This is a genomic window from Variovorax sp. GW821-FHT06D12 (genome assembly GCF_059419205.1).
On sequence record NZ_JBWKRI010000002.1, the window covers coordinates 340,989 to 367,052 of the forward strand.

A 26,064-nucleotide genomic window follows, 5' to 3' on the forward strand; every position below is an offset into this window, starting at 1 on the left:
TCGATTTGCCAATTTGGGACATCACCAAGACCACGCTTCCCGCCGCCGCCACGCGCCGCAAGAATCCGTTCCATCCAGCCCCCACACACCCCAGGAGACGCACCATGAACCAGGCCATCCGCTTCCACGAAACCGGCAGCGCCGACGTGCTCAAGCTCGAACATGTCGAAGTCGGCGAGCCCGGCCCGGGCCAGGCGCGCGTGCGCCACAGCCTCATCGCGGTCAACTTCATCGACATCTACTTCCGCACCGGGCGCTATCCGCTGGCGCTGCCCAACGGCCTCGGTTCCGATGCCGTGGGCGTGGTCGAGGCCGTGGGGCCGGGCGTGACCGACATTCGCGTGGGCGATCGCGTGGGCTATCTCATCGGGCCGCAAGGGGCGTACTCGCAAGTGCGTGTGATGCCGGCCGATGTGTTGATCCCGCTGCCCGATGGGATCTCCGACCGCACCGCCGCCACGTTGATGATGAAGGGCATGACGGCGCAGTACCTGTTCCGCCAGGTCTATCCGCTCCAGGGTGGCGAGACGATCCTGTACCACGCAGCCGCCGGTGGCGTCGGTCTCATCGCCTGCCAGTGGGCGCGCGCGATGGGCGTGACGATGATCGGCACCGTGAGCACCGACGAGAAAGCCGCCGTCGCCAAGGCCAACGGCTGCACGCACACCATCGTGACTTCGCGCGAGAACATCGCCCAGCGCGTGCGCGAGATCACCGAGGGCAAGGGCGTGCCCGTCGTATACGACTCGGTGGGGAAAGACACGCTGGAGGCTTCGCTCGATTGCCTGCAGCCACGCGGCACGCTCGTGAGCAATGGCACGTCTTCCGGCGCCGTGGTCCTCGACACCAAGCTGCTGGCCGCGAAGGGCTCGATCTGGCTCACGCGACCCGCGATGGTTCATTACATCCACCCGCGCCCACACATGCTGTCGATGGCCGACGAACTGTTCGGCCACGTGCTGGCCGGCCGCATCGTGAGCGAGCCCCAGCAGAGCTTCGCACTGGCCGACGCCGCCGAGGCACACCGCGCCCTCGAAGGCCGCAAGACCACCGGCGCCACCGTGCTCGTGCCCTGAGATCTGCCACGTGCGGACTTGCGATGTCTTCCCTGGTCCGCGCGGCAAGCCTCACCCACTACAGCGAGGTCGCCCGCGCCAGCGGCCTGGACCCGGCGCGCATGCTCCTGGACGCCGGCCTGAGTCCCCGCGTGCTGGACGAGCCCGACCTGATGATCCCGGTCGACCGCGTCGCCGCGCTGCTGCAGGCCTCGGCCGAGCGCTCGGGCAACGACAGCTTCGGGCTGTGCATGGCCGAGGGGCGGCGGCTGTCGAACCTCGGGGCCGTCGGCCTGCTGGTGCGCGAGCAGCCGACGCTGCGCGATTCGCTCGACGTGCTGATGCGCTACCAGCCGCTGCTCAACGGCTCGCTGTCGCTGATGGTCGAGGCCTTCGGCCAGGTGGTGGTCATCCGCGAGGAAGTGCAGCCCGGCAAGGCGCACCGCGCCACGCGCCAGCGCATCGAACTCGCGCTGGGCGTGATGCTGCGCCTCTTGCGCCAGTTTCTCGGCGCCGACTGGCAGCCCCGGCGCGTGTGCCTGGCGCATCCCGCGCCGCGCGACCTGCGCACGCACCATCGCGTGCTGGGCGCGGCCGTCGCCTTCGACCAGGACTTCCACGGCATCGTCTGCGCGCGCGACGACCTGGACGCGCCCAACCCCGCGGCCGACCCGGCCATGGCGCGCTATGCGCGGCAACTGCTCGACGCGGCAGCCCCTGCGCCCGGCGACGCGCTGCCGGGCGACGTGCGGCGCGCGGTGCTGCTGCTCCTGCCCAGCGGGCGCTGCAGCATCGCGCAGGTGTCGGCGCACGTGGGCGTGGAATGCCGCACGATCCAGCGCCGGCTCGCGGACGACGGGCAGAGCTTCTCGGCCATCGTCAACGACGTGCGCAAGGAACTCGCCGTGCGCCATGTGCTGGAGGGCGACCGCCCGCTGGCCGAGGTCGCGGGCCTGCTCGGCTTCTGTGCGCCCAGCGGACTGTCGCGCTGGTTCCATGCGCAGTACGGCTGCAGCGCGAAGGCCAGCCGCGCGCGGCGGGGGGCGCCGCGCCGCGCTTCGGCCTCGCGCGATTGACGTGGAGAATCGCGCCCGTTCTTCCCTCCACGAGCACGAACGAGCCTTGGCCACTTTCCCGCCCCCCGATGCGAGCGGCGCCCCGCGCGACCTGCTGCTCAAGGTGACGCCGCCCCGTGTCCCGCGTCACCTCGTCTCGCGCGCGCGGCTCCTGTCGAGCGCCGACGCGCTGCGCGACCACGCCGTGTGCGTGGTGCAGGCGCCGTCGGGCTTCGGCAAGACCTCGCTGCTGGCGCAGTGGCGGCTGGAGTACCTGGGCCTGGGCGTGCCGGTCGGCTGGGTCTCGGCGCAGAGCCAGGACGACCCGGGCCGGCTGGTGCAGAGCCTGGCGCTGGCGCTGCGCGTCGCCATGGGCCGCCCCGCGTTCGGGCGCAGCCTGTTCCAGGACGACCGGCCCGGCACGCTCGGCAGCGTCACGGCGCTGCTGGCCGAGCTGGCGCAGGCGGCCTTGAACGTGGTGCTGGTCATCGACGAGGCCGACCGCCTGCCGCCGGCCTCGCGCGAGGCGCTGGCCTACCTGCTGCGCAACGCGCCGCCCAACGTGCGCACGCTCATTGCCACGCGCCCCGACGGCCGGCTCGACATCGAGGACCTCGTGGCCTACGGGCAGTGCGTGGAGATCGGCCCGGCGCTGCTGAAGTTCAGCCTCGACGAGACGCTGCAGCTGGTGCAGGCGCGCTTCGGCGCGCGCGTCGACCGCAACACCGCCGCCCGGCTGCACGAGCTGACCGAAGGCTGGCCGCTGGGCCTGCAGCTGGCCACGACCATCATCGCGCGCGGGGCCGACGCGCACGCCGCGCACACGGTCCTGGGCGACATGACGGCCGCCGCCGGCGAGCTGCAGGGCGAACTGGTGCGGCTGCTGCTGGTGAACCTCGACCCCGACGATCGCGACTTCCTGGCCCGCATCGCCGTGCTCGACCTGCTGCACCCCGAGCTGTGCCGTGCCGTCTCCGGCGTCGACGACGCCGCGGCGCGGCTGGCGCGGCTGAGCAACGACACGCCGGTGTTCGCCGCCGCCGAAGGGGGCGAGTGGCTGCGCATGCATGCGCTGGCGCGCGACGTGCTGCGCCAGCGTTTCGCCGCGCTCGATGCTGCCGAGCAGGTGGCGGCGCATGCGCGCGCGGCGCAGTGGCTGGCCGCGCACGAGCTGCTCGACGAAGCCGCCCACCACGCGCTGAGCGCGGGCCAGCACCAGACCGCCTACGAGCTCGCGGAGCGCAGCCTGTACGAATCGCTCATGCGGCGCGGCCGGCAGGCCACGGTGCTCGAATGGATGGCGCAGATGCCGGCCGACGAACTCGACCGCCGCCCGCGCCTGCTGCTGGCCGCGGCATGGACGCTCGCATCGAGCGAGCGGCATGAAGAAGCCGGCCGCTTCGTGGCGCGCATCCTGGCGCAGCCCGATGTGAGCGATGCGCTGCGCTGCGAATGCGCGCTGATCCTCGGCGGCGCGGCCGTGTTCGCGGACGACCCCGACCGTTTCGTGGAACTGCACGCGCCGTGGACCGAGGCCGTGCCGCTGACCGACCCGCTGCTGCTGCAGTCGCATGCCAACCGCATGGCCTACCGCGCGCTGCTCGAAGGCGAGCCGGCGCTGGCGCGCCTGCGCCAGCAGCAGGCCCTGCGCGGGCACCCGGGCCACGGCGTCGACTACATCCGGCGCTGGAGCGAACTGGTCATCGGCCTGAGCTACGCGTGGGAAGGCCAGGTGCTGCTGGCCGAGCAGCTGCTGCGCCCGGCCGTGGCCGGCGCCGAGGCCGAGATGGGCCGGCGCCACCGCTTCAGCTGCAACCTGGCCGCGCTGCTCGCGTCGGTGGCCTGGGAGCGCGACCTGCCGGGCGACGCCGCCACGCTGCTGGCCGACCGCCTCGACGTGCTGGAGCACAGCGGCCTGCCCGAATCGCTGCTGCAGGCCTACCGCACGGCGGCGCGCATCGCGGCGGCCGAAGGCGCCGAGCACCGCGCGCTGGAACTGCTGGACGCGCTGGACGCGGCCGGCGTCGCGCGGCGCCTGCCGCGGCTGCGCATCGCCAGCCTGGCCGAGCAGGTGCGCCTGCATGCGCAGCGCCACCGCGCCCAGACCTGCCGCGAACTGTGCGAGCGCATCGACGCGCAACTGGCCGACCCCACGCTGCCGCAGGGCCCGCTGTGGCGGCGCAGCGTGGAAGCACTGCGCGACGTGGCGCGTGCCCACGCGGCCATCGCCGCGCGCGACTGGCCCGACGCCCTCGCGAAGCTGGCGCGTGCCGACGAACAGGCGCGCCAGCGCAAGCAGGGCGGCCTGCACATCGAGCTGCTGGGCCTGCGCGCGCTGGCGCTGGAGCGCTGCGGCCAGCCGGCGCAGGCGCTGCTGCGCGAGGCCATGGACCTGGCGCGCGCCTACGGGCTGCAGCGCGTGTTCTCCGACGCGCACCCCGAGCTGGGTGCCTGGGTCGGCACGCTCGCGGCCGAGGGCGCGCAGGCCGAGATCGCGGTCGCGCCACTCGTGCCTGCCGTGCCGCCCGTGCCCGCGCCTGCGGCACCGGCCTCGCCCGGTACCGTGCTCACGCCCAAGGAGGGCGAGGTGCTGGTGCTGCTGGCGCGCAACCTGTCGAACAAGGAAATCGGGCGCGCCATGCAGGTGGGCGAAACCACCGTCAAGTGGCATGTGAAGAACCTGTTCGCCAAGCTCGACGCCGGCACGCGCGCGCAGGTGGTGCAGCGCGCGCGCATCCTGGGGCTGCTCGCAGCCGGGCACTGAGGGTTTCTCCCTCCCCTCCGGGGCCGCCTCCCCCTCCTGCGAGGAGGGGGCGCGCGCAGGGGCCCCGACCTATTCTTGCTTCCAGCACGGTCACCGCCGCACAGCGGCACTCCCCGACCGGCACAGGAGACAAGACACATGGGTTCCACGATCCAGCCAGGCCTCTCGAACGGGGCCCCCGCCGTGCACACGCGCGGCATCCAGGTCCACCCCGTGACCTGCGCCATCGGCGCCGAGCTGCGTCACGTGTCGCTGGCCGAAGCCTCGCGCGACGCCGGCCTGGCCGCCGAGATCCGCGCCCTGCTGGTGCAGCACAAGGTGCTGTTCTTCCGCCAGCAGGAACTCACGCGCGCCGAGCACGTCGCCTTCGCCCGCCACTTCGGCGAGCTCGAGGACCACCCCGTGGTCGGCAGCGACCCCGAGCATCCGGGCCTGGTGCGCATCTACAAGAACCCCGAGACGCCGGTCGACCGCTACGAGAACAGCTGGCACACCGACGCCACCTGGCGCGAGAAGCCGCCCTTCGGCTGCGTGCTGCGCTGCGTCGAATGCCCGCCGGTGGGCGGCGACACCATGTGGGCCAACATGGCGCTGGCCTTCGAGAAGCTGCCCGCGCACATCCAGCAGCAGATCGCCGGGCTGCGCGCGCGCCACAGCATCGAGGCCACCTTCGGCGCCGCGATGCCGATCGAGAAACGCCTGGCGCTGAAGGCCCAGTTTCCCGACGCCGAGCACCCGGTGGTGCGCACGCACCCCGACACGGGCGAGAAGATCCTGTTCGTCAACGGCTTCACGACCCACTTCACCAACTTCCACACGCCGGCCAACGTGCGCTACGGGCAGGACTACCAGCCCGGCGCCGCCCTGCTGCTGGCCTACCTCGTGAGCCAGGTGCAGATCCCCGAGTACCAGGTGCGCTGGCGCTGGCAGCCGGGCGACGTGGCCATGTGGGACAACCGATCGACCCAGCACTACGCGGTCATGGACTACCCGCCCTGCCATCGAAAGATGGAACGCGCCGGCATCGTCGGCGACGCGGTCTTCTGAGCGGGCACGTCCTGCGCCCTCTCCCTTCCTTCTTCCTTTCTCCCGAGGTCCTGCCATGAATTTTCTCGACGGCCATCTGTTCCCCGAAAACCAGCAGCCGCTGGTCATCACCGCCGCGCCCTACGCACCGTCGTGGGTGCCCGCCGACTTTCCGGAAGACATTCCCGTCACCATGGAGCAGCAGATCCAGAAGGCGGTCGATTGCTACAACGCCGGCGCCACGGTGCTGCACCTGCACGTGCGCGAACTCGACGGCAAGGGCAGCAAGCGGCTGTCGAAGTTCAACGAGCTGATCGCCGGCGTGCGCAAGGCCGTGCCCGAAATGATCATCCAGGTGGGCGGCTCGATCAGCTTCGCCCCCGAGAGCGAAGGCGCGGCCGCCAAGTGGCTGAGCGACGACACGCGCCACATGCTGGCCGAGCTGGAGCCCACGCCCGACCAGGTGACGGTGACCATCAACACCTCGCAGATGAACGTGGTCGAGCACTGGGACGACGCCGACACCCGGGGCACCTCGATGGAAGACCCCGAGGTCTACCGCGCCTACAAGGAAATGACCGTGCCCGCGCAGCCGGGCTGGGCCGAAGAGCACATCCGCCGCCTCACCAAGGCCGGCATCCAGAGCGCCTTCCAGTGCTACAACATCAACAGCTTCGACTCGGTCGAGCGGCTGATGCGCCGCGGCGTCTACAAGGGCCCGCTGGTGATGAACTGGGTGGCCATCGGCGGCGGCATGGACGTGCCCAACATCTACAGCCTGGCCAACTTCGTGCGCGCCGTGCCCGACGGCGCGGTGCTCACGGTGGAAAGCTCCATGCGCAACGTGCTGCCCGTGAACATGATGGGCATCGCCATGGGCCTGCACGTGCGCTGCGGCATCGAGGACAACCTCTGGAACCAGTCGCGCTCCGCCAAGATGGGCACGGTGGCGCAGGTCGAGCAGCTGGTCGCCATCTCGCGCCAGTTCGGCCGCCCCATCGCCACCGCCAAGCAGGCGCGCGAGATTTCGAAGATCGGCGTCTTCTACGACACCGTCGAAGAGTCGCTGGCCGCCAACGGCTTCGCGCCGAACCGCAACGGCGCGCAGCAGGGCTTCCTGCGCAAGGCGGCCTGAGCACCCCACACCCCCGGCACCAGAACACCTGGAGACATCGCGATGAAAAAAACCCACAACATCCTTCGCCGCCTGAAGCCCTGGGCAGCCGCCCTGGCCGCCGCGCCCCTGCTCGCCCATGCCTGGACCACCAAGCCGGTGCGGATCGTGGTGCCGGCGCCCGCGGGCGGCACCATGGACGTCGTGGCCCGCGTGCTGTCCGACGCGATCTCGGCCGAGATCGGGCAGCCGGTGATCGTCGACAACAAGCCGGGCGCCGGTGGCGCCATCGGGGTGCAGGCGCTCAACAGCGCGCCGCCCGACGGGCAGACCATCATGTTCATGGTCAGCAACATCCTGACCGAGATTCCCCTGGTGATGAAGACCAGCTTCGACCCGGTCAAGGACGTGAAGCCGGTGACCATGGTGGCGCGCTCGGCGATGGTGCTGGTGAGCGCGCCGTCGGTGCCGGCCAACGACCTGAAAGGCCTCATCGCCTACCTGAAGACCGGCAAGGGCAGCCCGGGCAGCTACGCCTCGTACTCCGCGGGCACCAGCTCGCACTACGCCGGCGCCATCTTTGCCCGCAAGGCGGGGCTGGACCTGCAGCACGTGCCGTTCCCGGGCTCGCCGCCGGCGCTGCAGAACCTGATGGGCAGCCAGGTCGACATCCTGTTCGACGGCATCGTCACGTCGCTGCCGCTGATCAAGGCCGGCAAGGTGAAGGTCTTCGGGGTCGGGGCCAAGACCCGGCTGGCGCAGCTGCCGGAGGTGCCCACGATGGCCGAGCAGGGCTTCGACGAGATCGACTTCTCGAACTGGGCCGGCGCCATCGTGTCGGCCAGGATGCCCGACGACCTCGTCAAGCGGATCAATGCGGTCCTCACGAAAGCCGCCTCCTCGCCGAAGGTCCGGGAGCGGCTCATCGCGCAGAACTTCGTGCCGATGACCAGCGAGAGCCCCGAGCAGCTCGCGAAGATCACGCATGACGAGTACGAGCGCAACGCGCGGATCGTCAAGACCTACAACATCCAGCTCAACCAGTGAGGGTGCAGGCCGACATGACTGCGCCCACCGTCCTCATCGTTCCCGGCCTGCGCGACGCCGTCGCCAGCCACTGGCAGACCCTGCTCGCCGCACGCCTGCCGCGCGTGCGCGCCGTGCCGCCCATGGGCCGCGACGACCTCGACTGCGCCGCGCGCGTGGCGGCCATCGAGCGCGAGGCGCAGGCGGTCGAGGGGCCGCTGGTCATCGTGGCGCACAGCGGCGGCGTGGTGATGCTGGCGCACTGGGCCCAGCGCACGCGCCGGCCGGTGCGCGGCGCCCTGCTGGCCACGCCGCCCGACTTCGAGCGGCCGATGCCCGAGGGCTACCCCAGCGTCGAGGCCCTGCGCGCCGGCGGCTGGCTGCCGGTGCCGACCGGGCCGCTGCCGTTCCCGAGCATCGTGGCGGCCAGCCGCAACGACCCGCTGGCGCCCTTCGATCGCGTGGTGCAGATGGCGCAGGGCTGGGGCAGCCGCCTGGTCGACCTCGGCGAGGTCGGCCACCTCAACCCCGCCTCGGGCTACGGCGAATGGCCGGGCGCGCAGGCCTTCATCGACGAACTCTCGGCGGACTGAGCCCTTTCTGCCCGCCTGCCCTTCCTACCGAAAGAAACTCCCCATGGTCCAAGCCATCCGCTTCCACGAGACCGGCAGCGCCGACGTGCTCAAGCTCGAACATGTCGAAGTCGGCGAGCCCGGCCCGGGCCAGGCGCGCGTGCGCCACAGCCTCATCGCGGTCAACTTCATCGACATCTACTTCCGCACCGGGCGCTATCCGCTGGCGCTGCCCAACGGCCTCGGTTCCGATGCCGTGGGCGTGGTCGAGGCCGTGGGGCCGGGCGTGACCGACATTCGCGTGGGCGATCGCGTGGGCTATCTCATCGGGCCGCAAGGGGCGTACTCGCAAGTGCGTGTGATGCCGGCCGATGTGTTGATCCCGCTGCCCGATGGGATCTCCGACCGCACCGCCGCCACGTTGATGATGAAGGGCATGACGGCGCAGTACCTGTTCCGCCAGGTCTATCCGCTCCAGGGTGGCGAGACGATCCTGTACCACGCAGCCGCCGGTGGCGTCGGTCTCATCGCCTGCCAGTGGGCGCGCGCGATGGGCGTGACGATGATCGGCACCGTGAGCACCGACGAGAAAGCCGCCGTCGCCAAGGCCAACGGCTGCACGCACACCATCGTGACTTCGCGCGAGAACATCGCCCAGCGCGTGCGCGAGATCACCGAGGGCAAGGGCGTGCCCGTCGTATACGACTCGGTGGGGAAAGACACGCTGGAGGCTTCGCTCGATTGCCTGCAGCCACGCGGCACGCTCGTGAGCAATGGCACGTCTTCCGGCGCCGTGGTCCTCGACACCAAGCTGCTGGCCGCGAAGGGCTCGATCTGGCTCACGCGACCCGCGATGGTTCATTACATCCACCCGCGCCCACACATGCTGTCGATGGCCGACGAACTGTTCGGCCACGTGCTGGCCGGCCGCATCGTGAGCGAGCCCCAGCAGAGCTTCGCACTGGCCGACGCCGCCGAGGCACACCGCGCCCTCGAAGGCCGCAAGACCACCGGCGCCACCGTGCTCGTGCCCTGAGGTTTTCATGACCGCTCTGTCTGTCGCCGCATGGCCGGCGCGCGGCCGCCTGCTCTTTCCGGGCGTGCTCGCCTGCGCGGTGGTCGCCGCCGCGTCCACCTTTTTGTCGCAGCACTACGGTGCGCCGGTGATGCTGTTCGCGCTCATCCTCGGCATGGCGATGAACTTCCTTTCGACCGAGGGCCCGTGCAAGCCCGGCATCGAGTTCACCGCGCGCCACGTGCTGCGCTGGGGCGTGGCGCTGCTGGGGCTGCGCATCACGGCCGCGCAGGTGGTGGCGCTGGGCTGGCACCCGGTGCTGCTGGTGGCGGTGTCGCTGGTGCTGACCATCGGCGTGTCGATGGTCGTGGCGCGGCTGATGGGCTTCAACGTGCTGTTCGGCCTGCTCAGCGGCGGCGCCACCGCGATCTGCGGCGCCTCGGCCGCGCTGGCGCTGGCCGCGGCGCTGCCGCCGCATCCGCTGAAGGAACGCGCCACGCTGTTCACGGTGGTGGGCGTGTCGGCGCTGTCGACGCTCACGATGATCGCCTACCCCCTGATCGCGCGCGCCCTGGGCATGGACGCGCACACGGCCGGCGTGTTCCTGGGCGCCACCATCCACGACGTGGCGCAGGTGGTGGGCGCGGGCTACGGCATGTCGCAGGCCACGGGCGACACGGCCACGCTGGTCAAGCTGATGCGCGTGGCGGCGCTGCTGCCGGTGATCCTGTTCGCCGTGATGTTCACGCGCGCCACCGGCAAGGCCGCGGGCGGCCAGCGCCCGCCGCTGCTGCCGTGGTTCGCGGTGGCCTTCGCCGCGCTGGTGGCGCTCAACAGCACGGGCTGGCTGCCGCCCCCGCTCACCACCGCGGGCAGCGACCTGTCGCGCTGGTTCCTGGTGGCGGCCATGGCCGGCATCGGCATGAAGACGCAGCTGCGCGAGCTGGTCGACGTGGGCCTCAAGCCGGTGGTGCTGATGGTCGGCGAGACCGTCTTCATCGCCGCGCTGGTGCTCGCGCTGCTGCGCTGGGCGCCCTGACACACCGCCCCCACGACGACAGAGACGACCACACACACAACAACCAGGAGACAAGACCATGAAGAAGAAGACCCTCATCGCCGCCGCAACCGCGACCCTCGCTGCCGGCGCCGCCCTCGCCCAGTCCTCGCTCACGCTGTTCGGCGTGATGGACGCGGGCGTGAGCCACTACCGCACCACCAGCAGTTCGTACAACCCGCTGCGCCCGGCCGAGCTGCGCCAGAGCCAGACCGTGCTGTCGCCCTCGGGCAATGCCTCGAGCCGCATCGGCTTTCGCGGCACCGAGGACCTGGGCGGCGGGCTGGCCGCGAGCTTCTGGCTGGAAGCGCCGCTGAGCAACGACACGGGGAGCGGCATCACCAACTTCGGACGCCGCTCCACGCTCAGCCTCAGCGGGCCCTTCGGCGAAGTGCGCCTGGGCCGCGACTACACGGCCTCGTTCTGGAACGACGCGGTGTTCGACCCCTTCAGCGTCAACGGCGTGGGCACCAACCTGATCGCGGTGGTCAACAGCAACATCGCGGCCTCGCGCGCGCTGGCCACGGGCGGCCTGCTGAACGGCGGGCTCTCGGCCGGCACCGACAGCTACCTGCGCACCAGCAACGCCATCAGCTACTTCCTGCCGCCGAACCTGGGCGGCTTCTACGGCCAGGTGCAGTACGCGCTGCACGAGAACACCAAGGTCAGCAACACGCCCGACAGCCCCTCGCAGCGCGGGCGCTACGTGGGCGGTCGCATCGGCTGGGCCAGCGGTCCGGCCGACGTGGCGCTGGGCTATGGCGAGAGCACGCTGGCCAGCGCCGCCGCGCAGAGCGAGAAGATCAAGAGCCTGAACCTGGGCGCCTCGTACGACTTCGGCGTGGTGAAGGTGTTCGGCGAATGGTCGCGTGTGCGGGATGTACGCGAGGTGCGCAACAGCGCCGCGCCCTTCGCCAACGGCGCGCTGCACCTGAGCGACCGCTACGACGGCCTCATGGCCGGCGTGAACGTGCCGCTGGGCGCAGGCGTGGTGCGCGCCTCGTATGCGCGCGTGCGCTTCGTCAACGGGCTGGGCCTGCCCGACGGCAATTCGTCGGTCAACAAGCTGGCGCTGGGCTACGTGCACAACCTCTCCAAGCGCACGGCGCTGTATGCCTCGGTGGCGCGCATCCACATCGCCAACGGCCGCAACAACCCGACCGTGATAGGCGTGACGCCGCTGGTGCTGAGCCTGCCGGCGATCTTCCCGCAGCCGGCCTACGCGACCACCAACGGGATGCAGCCGCACCGCGCGCTGGGCTACGACGTTGGTATTCGCATGGCGTTCTGAGCGCCTGACAACAGCGGCGGCGCCCCCGCGCCGTCGCTTCGGTGTGGCACGATCCACGGATGCTTCAACCGTCCCGCCGCATCCCGTACCGCACCTGGCCGGGCGCGCTCGCGATCCTCCTGGCCATTGCCGCGTACGTCGGCGGCCTGACCTTCTGGAACAACCACACGCCCGGCAGCCGGCCGCTGCCCGCGGGCGAGACCGTGTCGGTCGCCCACGCACGCTTCGAGCCCGCGCCGGGCTGGCAGATGGACGTGTCGCGCTCCAAGGCCGGCCAGTCGCTCATGCTCTTCAAGGGCGGCCACAAGTTCCTCGTGACCACGCGCCTGTGGATGGGCGGGCCCGACGGCCCCATGGTGCGCCAGCAGCGGCTCATGGAGCGCGGCCAGGGCCTGACCGTCGAAGGCGACGTGTCCGACTTCGTCACCGGCTGGGGCCTGCAGGGCAAGACCTTCGCCTACTACGGCGCCAAGCTCGCCGGCCGCTTCTGGCAGGTGGTCGACACGCCGCGCCGCTCGCTGGTGCAGATCGACGTGTACGGCCCCACCGACGGCTTCAACGAAGCGCTGGCCGACGCCCGCAAGATGCTCGACTCGATGGACCTGGAGGCACCGCTGTGAGCACCGCCACCGAAGCTCCCGTCGCGACCCAGGAAGACGCCGACTGGCCCATCGGCACCGACTCGTTCTTCCAGCCCCAGCGCGCCGCGTTCTGGCTGCTGGCGGCGCTGATCCTCAACGGGCTGTTCTATACCGTGTCGATGTTCTCGCTGGGCTTTCGCGTGGTGCCCGTCACCGCGCTGCTGGGCCTGCTGGTGTGGGGCGGCTACACGGCGGCCTTCGTGCTGTTTTTCCGCACGCTCGACCTGCTGGAACAGCACCCGCCCGAGGCCTACGTGCTGGCCTTTGCGTGGGGCGGGCTGGGCGCGGTGTACTTCGCGGCGCCGGCCAACATCGCCATCCAGAGCCTGTGCGCCAAGCTGGTGTCGCCGGAGTTCGTGGCGGCGTGGGGGCCGGCCATCGCGGGGCCGATCACCGAAGAGTTCTTGAAGCTGGCCGGCGTGATCCTGCTGGTGCTGATCGCGCGCAACCAGTTCGAAACGTATCTGTCGGTGCTGATCGTCGGCGCCATGGCCGGGCTGGGCTTCCAGGTGATCGAGAACCTGAGCTACACGGTGAACAGCGCCGTGAACTTCCCGCTCGAGAACCAGGTGTACCCGGTGCTCTACCACCTGCTCATGCGCGGGCTGCTGAGCGGGCTGTGGAGCCACGCGGCCTACACCACCATCGCCTCGTTCGGCGTGGCGTGGTTCCTGCTGAACCCGCAGCGCTCGATGGCGGCGCGCATCGGCTGCGCCCTTTTCTACTTCGCGCTGGCGTGGGCGATGCACTTCATCTGGAACTCGCCGCTGCTGGAAGACCGCTTCGACGACGGCTTTGTCGGCATCGCGCTGCTGCTCATCGTCAAGGGCATCCCGGTGGTGATCGCCGCCGCCTTCGTCTGGCGTGCCGCCGCGCGCGAGAACGGCACCTACCTGCACGCGCTGGCGGCCTACTTCGTGCCCGAGCGCGAGCTGATCCGCGACGACGAATGGGTGCGCCTGGGCGCGCCGCTGCTGCGCTACCGCGTGCGCCGCGACATGGGCAAGGAATTCGGCAAGCGCGCCCGGCGCCTGAAGGCACAGCTGCAGCGCGAGCAGCTGCGGCTCATCCTGAAGGCCGGCACGCACGGGCGCGGGCCGCAGACGCGGCGCCATGAAGTCGCGGTGCGGCGCCTGCGGGCCGAGCTCGACCTGCTCACCCGGCCGCAGGGCTGAAGGCCCGCTCCGCTTACTTCGCCGGCAGGTACAGGCGCGGATCGACGGCCTTGCCGCGGTAGCGGATCTCGAAGTGCAGCTTGGCGCGGCCGCCCTCCGCCGGGCCGATCTCGGCGATCTTCTGGCCGCGCTGCACGCGCTGGCCCTGCTTCACGCCCACGGTGCCCACGTTGGTGTAGATCGACATGTAGGAGCCGCCGTGGTCGACCATGATCACGCTGCCGTAGCCGCGCATCGTCTCCGTCGCGGCCACCGAGCCGGCGCCGATCGCGTGCACGGGCTCGCCGCTGCTGCCGCCGATGTCCAGGCCCTTGTTGCTGTTGCCGTTGAAACCGGCGATGACCGCACCCTGCGAGGGCCAGCCCCAGTCGCTGCGCCGCGACGCGGGCGGCACCACGGGGTCGCGCTCGCGGGGTGCGGGCGTGGGCTTGGCTTTTTCGGCACTGCTGCTGCCGCCGCTGCTGCGCGGCGGGGGCGTGGCAGCCCCGGTCGCGGCGCCACCGGGCGGCACCACGCGCAGCACCTGCCCGGCTTCGAGCTGGTCGGGGTCCTTGATCTGGTTCCAGCGGGCGATCTCGGCCGTCGTCCGGCCGTGCCGCTGCGCGATGCGGTAGAGCGTGTCGCCCGTCTGCACGACGTACTCGCCGGGGCCCGCCACCGGCGTACTGGGCGTGGTGGAGCATGCGCCCACCAGCAATGCCGCCGTCAACGCGGCGCACGCGCCCCATCTTCTCCCTGTCACAACCACGCGCTGAGTCCTTTCTGATTCATCCGGATCGCGCGACCTCGCGGGGCGAGGCGCGCCTGAACAATCCGGCAAGGCTACCAGCAGTCGTTGCGCGGACATTGCGTCCGCGGGAGCGCCCCTATTTCTTCGGCTGCAGCAGCTGCTGCAGGTTGGCCATGTTCTCGTTCAGGCGGTCCTGCACCACCTTCCAGCTGTTGTTGCGCGCCTGCGCTTCCAGCTGCGCCAGTTCGCGGAAGTTGTCGACGGCCTGCTGCACGCCGCGCTGCGCGACCTCGGCCTGTTTGGAGATGGCGTCCTTGCCGGTGGCGTCCTTCAGTGCGTCCTGCCACTGGGCTAGCGTGTCGCGCAGGATCTCGCCGCGCCGCTGCGCCAGCGACTGGATGCCTTCGTAGGCCTGCCGGTTGGCCTCGGCCAGGGCCTCCATGTCCTTGCGCTGCCACTCGACGAGCGCGCCGACGTCCACGCCGGGCAGCTTGAGCTGCTCGATCAGCTTGCTGAAATCTTCCATCGACGGCAGCGCCGTGGGAAAGAGCGGGTTGGCGTTGGCTGCGTTCTTGCTGGTTGCCATGGATCGAATCTCCTTGTGTGAATGAAATAGCGGGTAACAAGAAATCAGGCCGGCGCGAACTGCGTGCGCCCGGCGGCGGCGGGCCGCATCACGCGCAGCAGCACTACGCCGGACAGCAGCCACAGCCCGATCGCCAGGAACATGCTGTTGTCCGAACTGCCGGTGGCGGTGGTGATCCACGCGGTGATCACCGGCATCACGGCGGGCCCGAGGTTGCCCAGGCTGCTGATGAGCGCAATGCCGCCGGCCGCCGACTTGCGCGGCAGGTACTCGCTGATGGCCGCGAAGAAGATCGGCGTGTTGGCCGACTGGCCGATGCTCATCACCGCGAGGCCCGCCAGCGCCAGCACCAGGTTGCCGCCGCTGAAGACGGCCACCAGCAGGCCCGCCGAGGCCAGCGCCACGCAGAAGAAGAAGTGCTTGCGCCGCTCCAGGTGCTTGTCGGAACTGCGTCCGACGAACACCATGCCCACGGCGCCGAAGACCGCCGGAATGGCCGACAGCAGGCCGACCATGAACACGTCGCCCACGCCCCAGTTCTTGATGAGCGTGGGCACCAGGAACACCAGCGTGTAGTTGGCGCCCAGGAACAGGAAGTACACGAAGGCCATCGTGAACACCTTGGGGTCGCGCAGCAGCGCCCAGAACGAACCGTGCGACGCGGTCTCCACGGCATGCGGCTCGTTGTCCAGGTGGTTGCGCAGCGCGAGCTTCTCCGAAGGCGTGAGCCAGTTGGCCTGCTCGGGCTTGTCCTTCAGGTAGAAGAACGCGACGATGCCCAGCAGCGAGGCCGGCAGCCCCTGCACCACGAACAGCCACTGCCAGCCGTGGTGGCCGCCCAGGCCGTTCATGTACTTCATGATCCAGCCCGAGAGCGGGCCGGCCAGCAGGTAGCCGATGGCCGTGGCCGTCATGAAGATCGAGATCACCTTGCAGCGCCGCGCCGAGGGGTACCAGTAGGTGAGGTACAGGATGATCCCCGGGAAGAAGCCCGCCTCGAAGGCGCCCAGCAGGAAGCGCAGCACGTAGAACTGCGTGGTGGTCTCCACGAACATCATGGCCGAGGCCACGAGCCCCCAGCAGAACATGATGCGCAGCAGCGTCTTGCGCGCGCCGATCTTCTCGAGCATGAGGTTGCTGGGCACCTCGAAGAGAAAGTAGCCGATGAAGAAGATGCCCGCGCCCAGCGCATAGGCCTCGTTGCTGAAGTCCAGCGTCTGCTTCATCTGCAGCTGCGCGAAGCCGATGTTGATGCGGTCGATGAAGGCGACGATGTAGCAGAGGATCAACAGCGGCAGCAGGTGCCAGCTGACCTTCGAAAACAAAGCCTCGTCCGCCGCGTTGTACGGCGCGCGGGCGGGGGCCTGCGCAGAAGTGGGGGTCATGGTCTTGCTTTCCTTTGGGGTCGGTCGGTGAAGGAGTCGGCGGGAAGGCTAGGCAGCGGCCGCGGCACGCTTGCCCTTGGCAGGCGCGGCCGGCTTGCGCGGCGCGCGGGGCTTCTTGCTGGCGGGTGCGGCAGCAGTGGCAGCCGCACGCGGCTTGGCGGCGGCCGGCGCCTTCGCGCGGCGCGGGGCCTTGGCGGGCACGGCCTCGGCTGGCACCTCTTTCGCGACCGCCGGCTTGGCCGCGCTCTCGACGCTGGGCAGCCGCTCGATCTGCCGCAGCGCCGCGCGCAGGTGGCCGATCAGTTCGTACGACTCTTCCTGCGACAGGATGCGGCGGCAGGCCGTGAGGCCGAAGTCGAGCGAGCCCGCGTAGCTCTGCACCGTGATGTTCAGCGCACTGCCGTGGTACGGGATCGACACCGGGTAGAAGTGCATCATCCGCGCGCCCGCCACGTAGAGCGTGGCGCCCGGCCCCGGCACGTTCGAGATCAGCACGTTGGCCGCGGGCGGCACGCGGCGCGCCAGGTTGGAGCGACCGTACAGCGACGCCAGGCTGGTCATGAGCCAGGGCGAGCCGGTGATCGGCATGTCCACGCCGAGCACGGGCTTGAGCTCGCGCACCACGGCCTTGGCCGCCTCCGACGAGGCATGGATCGCCTTGAAGCGCTCGGCCGCGTCGCCGATGTCGGTCGCCAGGTCGACGCGCACCATCGACACCTGGTTGTTCATCGAGTCGTCGCCCTCGGCGCGCAGGCTCACGGGCACGCCGGCGATCAGCGCTTCTTTCGGCAGCAGGTTGCGCTCCTTCAGGAAGCGGGCCAGCGCCTCGCTGCACATCGCCATCACGATGGTGTTGACGGTGCCGCCCACGCGCTTGCCCAGCGCCTTGAGTTCGTCGAAGGGCAGCGACATCGTGCTGTACGAGCGCTGGTTGGTGATGGCGTCGTTGAACATGCTCTTGGGCGCCATGCCCAGGCTCAGGCGGCGCTCGCCCTTGCCGGTCTGCTGGCTCGCGAGCACGCTGCCGGCCGCCGTGAGCGCGCGCGCGGCCGCCGGCAGCAGCTCGGCGAGCTTGCGGTACTGGCGCGCCGAGTTCGACACCGCCGCCTGCAGCAGCTCGGCCACGCCGAGCTGGTAGTGGCTGCCGCTGCCGCGCTTGCGGCGCGCGGGCGGCACCTCGCGCATCTGCGCCGTGGTGTCGTAGAGCACCTTGGCCAGTTCGGTGCCGGCCTTGCCGTCGACGCCGCTGTGGTGGGCCTTGGTGTAGAAGGCCACCTGGCCGTTCTCCAGGCCTTCGATGACGTACATCTCCCACAGCGGTCGGCTGCGGTCGAGCAGGCTGGAATGCAGGCGCGCCACGAGGTGGTGCAGCTGCTCCATGGTGCCGGGGCGGCGCAGCGTGAGGCTGCGCACGTGGTAGTCCAGGTCGATGTCGTCGTCGTCGATCCACACCGGCTCGGCCAGCTCGAAGGGCATCTGCGCGAGCTTGCGCGTGAGCACCGACGCCAGGTGCAGCCGCTTGCCCAGCATGCCCTTCACATCTTCGTAGTAGTCGCCCCGGTAGCCCTCGGGCAGGTCCAGGAGCATGAGACTGCCGACGTGCATCGGCGTCTCGGGGGTTTCAAGGTGCAGGAACGACGCGTCCATGCTGCTCAGGTGGTCCATGGCGTGGCCTCTTTCGTCGGTGGGATCGGTGGGAATTGGGGAATGCGCGCTCAGGCGGTGGCCGCGGCGACGGCCTGCTTGCGCAGCTCTTCGTCCACGAGGTCTTTCTTGGAGAGCTTGCCCACCGCCGTCTTGGGTAGCGCGGCGCGGATCTCCAGGGCCTGCACCATCTCGTGCTTGCCCACGCGCTCCTTGAGAAAGCTTTGCAGGGCCTTGATGTCGAAGGCCTCGGCGCCGGGTTTGAGCGTGACGAAGGCCTTGGGCGACTGGCCGCGGTATTCGTCGGGCACGCCGATCACCGCCACCTCATGCACGGCCGGGTGCTGGTAGATGGCCTCTTCGAGCACGCGCGGATAGACGTTGTAGCCGCTGCACAGCAGCATGTCCTTGCAGCGGTCGACGATGAAGACGAAGCCGTCCTCGTCCATGTAGCCCACGTCGCCGGTGCGAAAGAAGCCGTCGAAGGTGGTGCTGTCGGCCGTGGCCTCGGGCTTGTTCCAGTAGCCCTTCATCACGTTGGGGCCCTGGATGCACATCTCGCCCTTCTCGCCCAACGGCACGTAGCGCGCGGGGTCTTCGAGGTCGAGCATCTTGATGACCACGCCCGGATGCGGAATGCCGCACGAGCCCGCCTTGCGCTGGCCGTGCGCGGGCGAGAAGGTGCCGGTGGGCGAGGTCTCGGTCATGCCCCAGCCTTCGGCCAGCCAGGTGCCGGTGATGGCGCGGAAGCGCTCGCCGACCTCCATCGGCAGCGGCGCGCCGCCCGAGTTGCACAGCTTGAGCGAGTGCAGGTCGTACTGCGGCGTGTCGGGGTCGCCGATCACCGCGGTGAACATGGTGGGCACGCCGCAGAAGGTGGTGAGCTTCTTCTCGGCGATGTCGCGCAGCGCGGCCTTGGGGTCGAAGCGCAGGTGCTGCACGATCTCGGCCGCCAGGCGCACGCCCAGCAGCAGGTTGACCGTGAGCGCGTAGATGTGAAACGGCGGCAGCACCGCGAGCAGCCGCTCGGTGCCCATCTGCAGCACGGGCGGCGTGCCCGACTGCGTGATCACCACCTGCTCGCAGGCCGAGGACAGGTTGGCGTGCGTGAGCATCGCGCCCTTGGGCAGGCCGGTGGTGCCGCCCGTGTACTGCAGGATGGCCAGCGCCTCGCGCGGATCGCCGATGGGGTGCGGCGTGTAGCGGCCGTCGTTGTCGAGCAGTTCGGAAAAACGCAGGTGGTGCTCGTCGCCGGAAATCTCGACCGTCTCGTTCTTCGCCTTCATCTGCGCGGCCACCTGCTCGGGCGCGCCCGTCATCTCGGCGAGGTTGCCGACGATGAGCTTCTTCAGCCGTGTCTTGCCGAGCATGGCGGCCATCTGCGGGTAGAGCGCCGCCAGGTCGAGCGTGATGAGGAAGTCGGTCTGGCTGTCCTCGATCTTGTGCTCGAGCACCTTCGCCGCATCGAGCGGCGAGTAGTTGACCACCGTGCCGCCCGCCTGCAGCACGCCGAACAGCGCAACCAGGTAGTGCGGCGTGTTGGGCAGGAACAGGCCCACGTGCACGCCGGGGCGCACGCCCAGGGCCTGCAAGCCCTTGGCGGCGCGATCGACCAGCGCGCCGAGCTCGCGGTAGTTCAGGCGCTTGCCCATGAAGTCGATGGCCGGCCGGTCGGGAAAACCGGCCACGGCGTCGGCCAGGATCTGCTGGACCGAGGTGGGCGTGATCGCGTGGTCCCACGCCACGCCTTCGGGGTAGGAAGCCAGCCAGGGCTTGCTGTTCATGTGCGTCTCCAGGAAGTGAACGGGTGGGTGATGCGGCGCATCAGGCGGCCTTGCGCACGTCGCGGTGCGGATCGAGGTACAGCAGGCGGCGCAGGCCTTCGCGGCGGAACGGCTTCCACTGGCCCTCGGGCTGTGCGAGCCGGTCGGCGATGGCGTAGAGCACCACCGGGTTGTGGCCGAGGCCGCAGTGGCTGCCCTCGACCTCGATGTTTTCCGAGGTCGCGGTCTCGCGTTCGCGGCAGCCTTGCCAGGCCACGATGCCGTCGCTGCGGCTGTAGATGGCGCTGGCCGGCACAGGCGGCGGTGTGCGCATGCGCTCGCGCTCGGGCCAGTCCTCGACCTTGCGCTCGCTCACCATCTCGTACAGCCGCCACGCGTTGCTCGCGCGCGGCTCGCCGGCGAACGGGCTGCCCAGCGTGATGACGCTGCGCACCTGCGAGGGCGCGCGTCGTGCCAGCTCGCGTGCGAACACGCCGCCCAGGCTCCATCCGACGATGCTCACCTTGCGTTGATAGCGTTCGTGCAGCTCGGCCAGGCGCTCCTGCATCTGGTCTTCCACGCCGGGGCGCGGGCCGAAGTTGGGGCCGAGCTTCCATCCGTGCGCGCGGTAGCCGCGGTCGCGCAGGAAAGCGCGCAGCGGTTGCGTCGAAGCATCGCTCGCCGAGAGGCCGGGCAGCACGAGCACGGGATGCCCGTCGCCCGCGGGCGCCATGCGCAGCATCGGGGCCATGGTGAAGAACGCGGACAGCTCCGCCACGGCGCGCCACTCGAGCATCAGCAGGCGGCGGGACGGCGGGGCCATCGAAGAAGATTCGGTCATGGTCATCTCGGGAGTGGAGGGAAAGGGAAAAGAAAAAAGAGAGGCGAAGAAAAAGCCCGACGTGCAGACGCGATGCACACGGCTACCCGGTCGGGCGGTCGTTCGAGAGAGGATCGAGATCGGGGAAAAGGGTTGACGGCGCCGCGCAACGGCGGCGCCCGGCCTGTGCGGCGGCACGCATGCATGGTGTGAACCCGCCGCGTACGTCCAGTCCGTGCCGGGCATGCCGGCACGCGCGAGGTGCATCCATGTGTTGTCTCCTGTCGGCCTCGTCCGGGCCTTCAGCGAGGCTCGGATCGGGCACTTTGTTGTCGTTGCTCTGGGCGCCATCTTTTCGCGGCGACGTCGACAAGGAAAGGTGCGATGCGACCACTTCGCGGTGATTTCGGGACGCGCATCTGAACGCCGCGCAGGCGCGACTCACAACTGCGAACAGATGTGTGGATCGACGGCCACGCGAACGCCGCACGAAGGCGCGCGCATGCGAATCAGCGGTGGTTCACGATGCCCGATGCGGCATCGCGCAGGCAAGGCTCAGGCCTTCGCCGCGCGGTAGTCCTGCGGGCTGCGACCGGTCCAGCGCACGAAGGCGTGGCGGAAGTTCGAGGCGTCGCTGTAGCCCAGCCGCTCGGCGATTTCCTCGGTGGTCATGCGCGTGGTGCGCAGGTACTCGATGGCCAGCACGCGGCGCACGTCGGCCAGGATGCCGCGGTAGGTCGTGCCTTCGGTCTCGAGCCGACGGCGCAAGGTGCGCGGATGGATCGACAGCTCCGAAGCCATCGGCTCGATGGTCGGAAAGCGCCACGGCATGTGGTCGATCAGCGTGCGCCGCACCACCGACGAGACACCGCCCGAGCGCGGCAGGTCGGCCAGCACCTGCTGGCACATCTCGCTCACCATCGCATGCGTGACCGAGTCGGGCAGCCGCGAAGGATGGCCCACCCACGGCGAGCCCACATGCAGTTCATCGCGCGGCTGGCCGAACGCCACGGGGCAGCAGAACAGGGTGCGGTAGGCGCTCAAATCTTCGGGCTCGGCAAAGCGCACGTGCAGTGCGGAGAGGCCGAACGACGGACCGAAAAGATCGCGCCCCAGCCGCAGGTGCACCGCAAAGGCGAACTCGAGCGCGAAGCGGTACAGCGGGTCTTGCGGATCAGACGACAGCAGCACCTCGTAGGGCAGCACGGCCGTGCCGCTGCTGCAGGTGTACGACACCGGCCCGGCCACGGGGCCCATGACGCGGTTGTACTTGATGGTGAAGTCCATCAGGTCGGCGTGCGTGGGGCTGCTCAGCAACCCGTAGCCGTACATGCCGTAGGCCGTGAGGTGCATGCGGATGCCCGCGCGAAAGGCGATGCTGGGACCGGGCGCCAGACGCACCGCGTTGCGGAAGACCACGGCCGCCTGCTCGTAGGAAATCCGCGTCGCCGGTGCGCGCAGCTGGTCTTCCGTCAGGCCACTTCCGCTCAGGGTTTGTTCCGGTGCGATGCCTTCTTCGACCAGGGTGGCGACGATGGCTGCGACGCGCTGGGGTCCGTAGACGCGTGACGCGAAGTCGGGTGGCGAACGATGCACGACGATTCAATCCCTTCAGAACACATGCCTTCGATGGCGAGGCCGCCACTGGCCTCGCACTCCAAGGTCGTCGCAGGATATCGAAGCGTTCTGCACGCGCAGACTCGGAGTTTCCCGATAGCGCCAAATTGTCCCGAAGTCACTCCCGGTTGGTCTGAACGAACCTTTCTCGCGCTGGTGCCCCACGGAAAGATCGTCCACGAAACACCGTCCCGGCCGCAGGGCACAAAGCGCAACGCGCGGCGGTTGCCTTTCGCTTCTCTTCCTTTCTCTCCCCTTCCTTTTCACCGCCACGCCCCATGCAACGCGACCCCTCTTCCCCTTCGTTCGCTTCGTCCAACGGCATCGAGCTGGCCTACGACTGCTTCGGCGATCCGGCGGCGCCACCGCTGCTGCTCATCATGGGCCTGGGCACGCAGATGATTGCGTGGGACGAAGCCTTCTGCGAACGCCTGGCCGGTCGCGGCTACCGCGTCATCCGCTTCGACAACCGCGACATCGGACAGTCCACGCGCCTGAGCGCCGCGGGTATTCCCGACGTGGCCAAGCTGCTCGGACAGGCGCTGGCCGGCATGCCGGTGAGCGCGAGCCAGGTGCCGTACACGCTGGCCCACATGGCCGACGATGCGGTCGGCCTGCTCGATGCGCTGGGCATCGATCGCGCCCACATCGTCGGCGCCTCGATGGGCGGCGCCATCGGCCAGGAGATCGCGCTGCGCCATCCGGCGCGCGTGCGCACGCTGGTGTCGATCATGGCCACCAGCGGCGCGCCCGACCTGCCACCGCCCCAACCGCAGGCGCTGCAGGTGCTGCTCACGCCCACGCCGCTGGACCGCGACGGCTACATCGCGCGCCAGCAGCAGGTGATGAAGGTGCTGCGCGCCGGTTCGCATCCGGACGAAGAGGCGCTCGATGCCGCGCGCGCGGAACGCAGTTTCGAACGCGGCCTGCACCCGGCCGGCTATGCGCGCCAGCTCGCGGCCATCATCGCGTCAGGCAGCCGCAGGGAGCGGCTGGCGTCGCTGAAGGCGCCGACGCTGGTGATCCATGGCGATGTCGATCCGCTGGTGCCGATCGAATGCGGGAAGGACGTGGCGCGCCACGTGCCCGGCGCGAGGATGGTGACCATCGAGGGCATGGGCCACGCGCTGCCGAAGCTGACGTGGACGCCGGTGATCGATGCGATTGCGGGGCACGCGGTCGAGAGCCGCTGATTTCTTTCGGGCCTCGGGCGGCCCGGCCCGTCAGCGCATCCGCGCCCGGTGCGCCGCGCCGGCGCGCTCGACGAGGTCGAGGTCGAACGCCGTCAGCTCGGCGATGCGCACGTCGGCCAGGGCAAGCACCTCGGGCCCGAGCGGAAACTCCGGCCCGGGCGCCGCGATGATGCCCATGCCGGCCGCACGCAGCGAGCGGATGCCGTTGCCGGAGTCCTCGACGCCGACGGCGTGCTCGGGCTTCACGCCGATCTTCTGCAGCACGTCGAGGTAGATGTCGGGAGCCGGCTTGCCGTGCGCGACATCGTCGCCATACGTGGTGGCCAGGAAGACCGTGTCGAGGCCCGTCACCTTCATCACGTGCGCCGCCAGTTCGTTCGGCGAGCCGGAGGCCAGCGCGACCTTGTAGCGGGTCGCCGCCAGGCGCACCGCGGCCATCGCGCCTTCGCGCTCGGGCAGGTGCACCTCGTACTTCGCCAGCAGGCGCGCCTTGATCTCGCGGGCGATCGCGGCCTCGTCCATGCCGAGCCTGGCGCGCAAGTCGAGCCGCTCGACCATGAGGCGCGACCACATGCGGGTGTTGCATCCCATGGTGGATTCCTGGTCCTCGGCGCTCCAGGTCATGCCGTGGTCTGCGGCGAACTCCTCGCGGGCCTGGCGCCAGAGCACTTCGGAGTCGATGAGGATGCCGTCCATGTCGAAGACGACGGCTTGGATGGTGGTCATGAAAAGGATTTCCTTGCGTGTGACAGTCGAATTCAGGGGGCCAGCCGGCGCTGCAGCGAAGCCGCCAGCGTCTGCAGGATCAGGCAGCACGAGGTGGCGCCGGCGTCGAGCACGCCGATCGAGCGCGGACCCAGCCGCGCCGAACGGCCGATGCGGGCCTGCAGGGCCTTGGTGGCGTCGCGCCCCTGCTGTGCAGCAGCACTCATGGCTTGCAGGCAGGCAGCGAAGTCCGAGCCATTGGCAAGTGCGGCGGCGTAGGCATCGCGCGCCGGCACGAGCGCATCGATCAGTGTCTTGTCGCCGACCTGGGCATTGCCCATCGCCTGCACGTTGGCGACGGCCACGGCCAGCGCCTCGCCGAACAGCGCCGCATCGAGTTGTTCATGCGGCGCGAGGGTGTCGACGAAGCCGAGGAAGAAGCGGCCATAGAGCGGCCCCATCGAGCCGCCGATGTCGTCCATCAGCGCCTGCGACAGCTGCTCGAGGGCAGCGGGCAGCGACGCGGCGCGCGGGCCGAGCGCGTCCAGGCGCGTGCCGCAGCCGGTGAAGCCCTTGGCCATGTTGATGCCGTGGTCGCCATCGCCGATCAGGCCGTCGATCTCGCTCAGGTGCTGGCGGTTCGCGACGATGGCGTCGATGAGGTCGCGCACCACGGGGCCCGCCTGTGCGAGGGCCAGCGTGGCCCCGCTCACCGTGCGTGCGCGCGCGCCGGCGCCCGAAGACACGGTAGCCGTGGCCACGGCAGCGTTCATGCGTGCGCTCCCGCTGTAGGTGCGGCCCTGCGCGGCGTCGCCGGGCACGCTCAGCCCGACGCTGCGGCAGGGGTGCTTCAGGCAGGTCTCGAGTTCGTCGTCGAGCTTCATGAGGGTCAGCGTCACGCCCATCATCTCGAGCGAAGTGAAGAGGTTGCCGACCTGGTTGAACGCCACCGTGATGCCCTTGGCCCGCAGACGCTGCGCGATCTCTCCGTAGAGGATGTACTGCTCCATCACCGGCGTGGCGCCGAGCCCCGAGATCAGCACCGCGACCCGGTCGCCGGCACCGAACGGCAGGTCGGGCAGCACGACATCGAGCATGAGCTGCGCCATCTCGGCGGCGCTCGCCGTCGCCCGCACGTCGATGCCGGGTTCGCCGTGGTGTCCGATGCCGACTTCCATCGTGCCGGGCTCGATGTGGAAGTTGGCCTTGCCGACCGCGGGGATCACGCAGGCGGACAGGCCCACGCCGATGCTGCGCGTGTTCGCAATGGCCTTCTGCGCCGCGGCGATCACCTCGTCGAGGGAAGCGCCGAGCGCGGCCTTGGCGGCGCCGACCTTCCACATGAAGATTTCTCCCGCGACCCCGCGGCGCCGCGCCTCGTCGCCTTTGGCGGCCGAGGGCACGTCGTCGTTGGCGACCACGGTCCTGACCACGATGCCCTCGCGCTCGGCCATCTGGCGGGCCATGCCGACGTTCATGTTGTCGCCGGCGTAGTTGCCGTAGAGGCAGGCCACGCCCGCGCCGCCGTCGGCGGTGCGGATCGCGTCCAGGAAGCTCTTGGCCGTGGGCGAGGAAAAGATCTCCCCGACGGCCACGGCATCGACCATGCCGTCGCCCACGTAGCCGAGGAACGCCGGCTCGTGCCCCGACCCGCCGCCGGTCACGACGCCGACCTTGCCGCGCTCGGGCGCCCGGGCGCGCTTGACGACGCGCGGGTTGGCGGGCAGTGCCTCGACGCTGTCGCCGTGGGCCAGCAACCAGCCCCCGAGCATGTCCTCGACGACGCGATCGGGGTGGTTGACGACACGGTTCATGGACATAAAGCAGGTC

At 70.0% G+C, this 26,064-nt stretch carries 22 protein-coding genes; 13 read left to right on the forward strand and 9 right to left on the reverse strand.

Annotation, left to right across the window (positions count from 1 at the left end; all coding sequences use genetic code 11):
- Positions 1 to 104: 104 nt before the first annotated feature.
- From AC07SQ_RS08035 to AC07SQ_RS08090, 12 genes are all read left to right on the forward strand, one after another.
- A complete protein-coding gene (locus tag AC07SQ_RS08035) occupies positions 105 to 1,076 on the forward strand; it encodes a quinone oxidoreductase family protein (protein WP_447746796.1) in 972 nt (323 codons plus the stop codon).
- A gap of 23 nt (positions 1,077 to 1,099) precedes the next feature.
- Positions 1,100 to 2,131 carry an AraC family transcriptional regulator gene (locus AC07SQ_RS08040; RefSeq protein ID WP_495272191.1) on the forward strand — a complete coding sequence of 344 codons (1,032 nt, stop codon included), beginning with the start codon at positions 1,100 to 1,102 and terminating at the stop codon, positions 2,129 to 2,131.
- Positions 2,132 to 2,177: 46 nt separating this feature from the next.
- The gene (locus AC07SQ_RS08045) at positions 2,178 to 4,874 is read left to right on the forward strand and encodes a helix-turn-helix transcriptional regulator (RefSeq protein ID WP_495272190.1); all 2,697 of its coding nucleotides are present in this window, start codon (positions 2,178 to 2,180) and stop codon (positions 4,872 to 4,874) included.
- 198 nt (positions 4,875 to 5,072) lie between these two features.
- Entirely contained in the window at positions 5,073 to 5,921 is an 849-nt protein-coding gene (locus AC07SQ_RS08050) for a TauD/TfdA dioxygenase family protein (RefSeq protein WP_159278246.1), read from the forward strand.
- 55 nt (positions 5,922 to 5,976) lie between these two features.
- A complete protein-coding gene (locus AC07SQ_RS08055; protein WP_062482971.1) occupies positions 5,977 to 7,035 on the forward strand; it encodes a beta-keto acid cleavage family enzyme in 1,059 nt (352 codons plus the stop codon).
- A gap of 42 nt (positions 7,036 to 7,077) precedes the next feature.
- On the forward strand, positions 7,078 to 8,061 hold the full coding sequence (locus tag AC07SQ_RS08060) for a tripartite tricarboxylate transporter substrate binding protein (protein ID WP_307587191.1): 984 nt from the start codon (positions 7,078 to 7,080) through the stop codon (positions 8,059 to 8,061).
- A gap of 14 nt (positions 8,062 to 8,075) precedes the next feature.
- Entirely contained in the window at positions 8,076 to 8,633 is a 558-nt protein-coding gene (locus AC07SQ_RS08065; RefSeq protein ID WP_495272189.1) for an RBBP9/YdeN family alpha/beta hydrolase, read from the forward strand.
- A 43-nt stretch (positions 8,634 to 8,676) separates the two neighbouring features.
- Entirely contained in the window at positions 8,677 to 9,648 is a 972-nt protein-coding gene (locus AC07SQ_RS08070; protein ID WP_495272188.1) for a quinone oxidoreductase family protein, read from the forward strand.
- A 7-nt stretch (positions 9,649 to 9,655) separates the two neighbouring features.
- A complete protein-coding gene (locus AC07SQ_RS08075; RefSeq protein WP_495272187.1) occupies positions 9,656 to 10,666 on the forward strand; it encodes a YeiH family protein in 1,011 nt (336 codons plus the stop codon).
- 58 nt (positions 10,667 to 10,724) lie between these two features.
- Positions 10,725 to 11,975, forward strand: a complete 1,251-nt coding sequence (locus AC07SQ_RS08080) for a porin (protein WP_495272186.1) — start codon at positions 10,725 to 10,727, stop codon at positions 11,973 to 11,975.
- A gap of 59 nt (positions 11,976 to 12,034) precedes the next feature.
- The gene (locus AC07SQ_RS08085) at positions 12,035 to 12,595 is read left to right on the forward strand and encodes a hypothetical protein (RefSeq protein ID WP_095746625.1); all 561 of its coding nucleotides are present in this window, start codon (positions 12,035 to 12,037) and stop codon (positions 12,593 to 12,595) included.
- The gene (locus AC07SQ_RS08090) at positions 12,592 to 13,791 is read left to right on the forward strand and encodes a PrsW family intramembrane metalloprotease (RefSeq protein WP_159275471.1); all 1,200 of its coding nucleotides are present in this window, start codon (positions 12,592 to 12,594) and stop codon (positions 13,789 to 13,791) included. Before AC07SQ_RS08085 ends, AC07SQ_RS08090 begins: the two co-directional genes overlap by 4 nt.
- Before the next feature lie 13 nt (positions 13,792 to 13,804).
- Here the strand turns inward: AC07SQ_RS08090 and AC07SQ_RS08095 are convergent, their stop codons facing one another.
- The 7 genes from AC07SQ_RS08095 to AC07SQ_RS08125 all read right to left on the reverse strand — a co-directional run bounded on the left by AC07SQ_RS08095 (position 13,805) and on the right by AC07SQ_RS08125 (position 22,315).
- Positions 13,805 to 14,482: a peptidoglycan DD-metalloendopeptidase family protein gene (locus AC07SQ_RS08095; protein ID WP_495272185.1), complete on the reverse strand. Its 678-nt coding sequence runs from the start codon at positions 14,480 to 14,482 to the stop codon at positions 13,805 to 13,807.
- A gap of 175 nt (positions 14,483 to 14,657) precedes the next feature.
- Entirely contained in the window at positions 14,658 to 15,107 is a 450-nt protein-coding gene (phaP, locus tag AC07SQ_RS08100) for a TIGR01841 family phasin (RefSeq protein ID WP_095948792.1), read from the reverse strand.
- A gap of 44 nt (positions 15,108 to 15,151) precedes the next feature.
- A complete protein-coding gene (locus AC07SQ_RS08105; RefSeq protein WP_495272184.1) occupies positions 15,152 to 16,492 on the reverse strand; it encodes an MFS transporter in 1,341 nt (446 codons plus the stop codon).
- Between the two features lie 48 nt (positions 16,493 to 16,540).
- Complete coding sequence (locus AC07SQ_RS08110; RefSeq protein ID WP_495272183.1) at positions 16,541 to 18,157, reverse strand: wax ester/triacylglycerol synthase family O-acyltransferase; 1,617 nt, start codon at positions 18,155 to 18,157, stop codon at positions 16,541 to 16,543.
- Positions 18,158 to 18,207: 50 nt separating this feature from the next.
- On the reverse strand, positions 18,208 to 19,920 hold the full coding sequence (locus tag AC07SQ_RS08115; RefSeq protein WP_495272182.1) for a long-chain-fatty-acid--CoA ligase: 1,713 nt from the start codon (positions 19,918 to 19,920) through the stop codon (positions 18,208 to 18,210).
- Between the two features lie 40 nt (positions 19,921 to 19,960).
- A complete protein-coding gene (locus AC07SQ_RS08120; RefSeq protein WP_095948796.1) occupies positions 19,961 to 20,740 on the reverse strand; it encodes an esterase/lipase family protein in 780 nt (259 codons plus the stop codon).
- A 534-nt stretch (positions 20,741 to 21,274) separates the two neighbouring features.
- Positions 21,275 to 22,315, reverse strand: coding sequence for an AraC family transcriptional regulator (locus tag AC07SQ_RS08125; protein ID WP_369629952.1), 1,041 nt, complete (start codon positions 22,313 to 22,315; stop codon positions 21,275 to 21,277).
- Between the two features lie 299 nt (positions 22,316 to 22,614).
- Here AC07SQ_RS08125 and AC07SQ_RS08130 point away from each other — a divergent pair, with 299 nt between their 5' ends.
- Positions 22,615 to 23,529, forward strand: coding sequence for an alpha/beta fold hydrolase (locus tag AC07SQ_RS08130; protein WP_495272181.1), 915 nt, complete (start codon positions 22,615 to 22,617; stop codon positions 23,527 to 23,529).
- A 30-nt stretch (positions 23,530 to 23,559) separates the two neighbouring features.
- On the opposite strand, the gene AC07SQ_RS08135 is transcribed toward AC07SQ_RS08130, so the two are convergent.
- Both AC07SQ_RS08135 and dhaL read right to left on the reverse strand, forming a co-directional pair.
- Complete coding sequence (locus AC07SQ_RS08135; protein WP_495272180.1) at positions 23,560 to 24,255, reverse strand: HAD family hydrolase; 696 nt, start codon at positions 24,253 to 24,255, stop codon at positions 23,560 to 23,562.
- Positions 24,256 to 24,287: 32 nt separating this feature from the next.
- Positions 24,288 to 26,054, reverse strand: a complete 1,767-nt coding sequence (gene dhaL / locus AC07SQ_RS08140; RefSeq protein ID WP_495272179.1) for a dihydroxyacetone kinase subunit DhaL — start codon at positions 26,052 to 26,054, stop codon at positions 24,288 to 24,290.
- Positions 26,055 to 26,064 lie beyond the last annotated feature (10 nt).

What these genes read in the sequence shown, in the direction of transcription:
- AC07SQ_RS08035 (WP_447746796.1), top strand. Translation starts at nt 105, where the DNA reads ATGAACCAGGCCATCCGCTTCCACGAAACCGGCAGCGCCGACGTGCTC.
- AC07SQ_RS08040 (WP_495272191.1), top strand. Translation starts at nt 1,100, where the DNA reads ATGTCTTCCCTGGTCCGCGCGGCAAGCCTCACCCACTACAGCGAGGTC.
- AC07SQ_RS08055 (WP_062482971.1), top strand. Translation starts at nt 5,977, where the DNA reads ATGAATTTTCTCGACGGCCATCTGTTCCCCGAAAACCAGCAGCCGCTG.
- AC07SQ_RS08060 (WP_307587191.1), top strand. Translation starts at nt 7,078, where the DNA reads ATGAAAAAAACCCACAACATCCTTCGCCGCCTGAAGCCCTGGGCAGCC.
- AC07SQ_RS08065 (WP_495272189.1), top strand. Translation starts at nt 8,076, where the DNA reads ATGACTGCGCCCACCGTCCTCATCGTTCCCGGCCTGCGCGACGCCGTC.
- AC07SQ_RS08070 (WP_495272188.1), top strand. Translation starts at nt 8,677, where the DNA reads ATGGTCCAAGCCATCCGCTTCCACGAGACCGGCAGCGCCGACGTGCTC.
- AC07SQ_RS08075 (WP_495272187.1), top strand. Translation starts at nt 9,656, where the DNA reads ATGACCGCTCTGTCTGTCGCCGCATGGCCGGCGCGCGGCCGCCTGCTC.
- AC07SQ_RS08080 (WP_495272186.1), top strand. Translation starts at nt 10,725, where the DNA reads ATGAAGAAGAAGACCCTCATCGCCGCCGCAACCGCGACCCTCGCTGCC.
- AC07SQ_RS08085 (WP_095746625.1), top strand. Translation starts at nt 12,035, where the DNA reads ATGCTTCAACCGTCCCGCCGCATCCCGTACCGCACCTGGCCGGGCGCG.
- phaP (WP_095948792.1), bottom strand. Translation starts at nt 15,107, where the DNA reads ATGGCAACCAGCAAGAACGCAGCCAACGCCAACCCGCTCTTTCCCACG.
- AC07SQ_RS08105 (WP_495272184.1), bottom strand. Translation starts at nt 16,492, where the DNA reads ATGACCCCCACTTCTGCGCAGGCCCCCGCCCGCGCGCCGTACAACGCG.
- AC07SQ_RS08110 (WP_495272183.1), bottom strand. Translation starts at nt 18,157, where the DNA reads ATGGACCACCTGAGCAGCATGGACGCGTCGTTCCTGCACCTTGAAACC.
- AC07SQ_RS08115 (WP_495272182.1), bottom strand. Translation starts at nt 19,920, where the DNA reads ATGAACAGCAAGCCCTGGCTGGCTTCCTACCCCGAAGGCGTGGCGTGG.
- AC07SQ_RS08120 (WP_095948796.1), bottom strand. Translation starts at nt 20,740, where the DNA reads ATGACCGAATCTTCTTCGATGGCCCCGCCGTCCCGCCGCCTGCTGATG.
- AC07SQ_RS08130 (WP_495272181.1), top strand. Translation starts at nt 22,615, where the DNA reads ATGCAACGCGACCCCTCTTCCCCTTCGTTCGCTTCGTCCAACGGCATC.
- AC07SQ_RS08135 (WP_495272180.1), bottom strand. Translation starts at nt 24,255, where the DNA reads ATGACCACCATCCAAGCCGTCGTCTTCGACATGGACGGCATCCTCATC.
- dhaL (WP_495272179.1), bottom strand. Translation starts at nt 26,054, where the DNA reads ATGTCCATGAACCGTGTCGTCAACCACCCCGATCGCGTCGTCGAGGAC.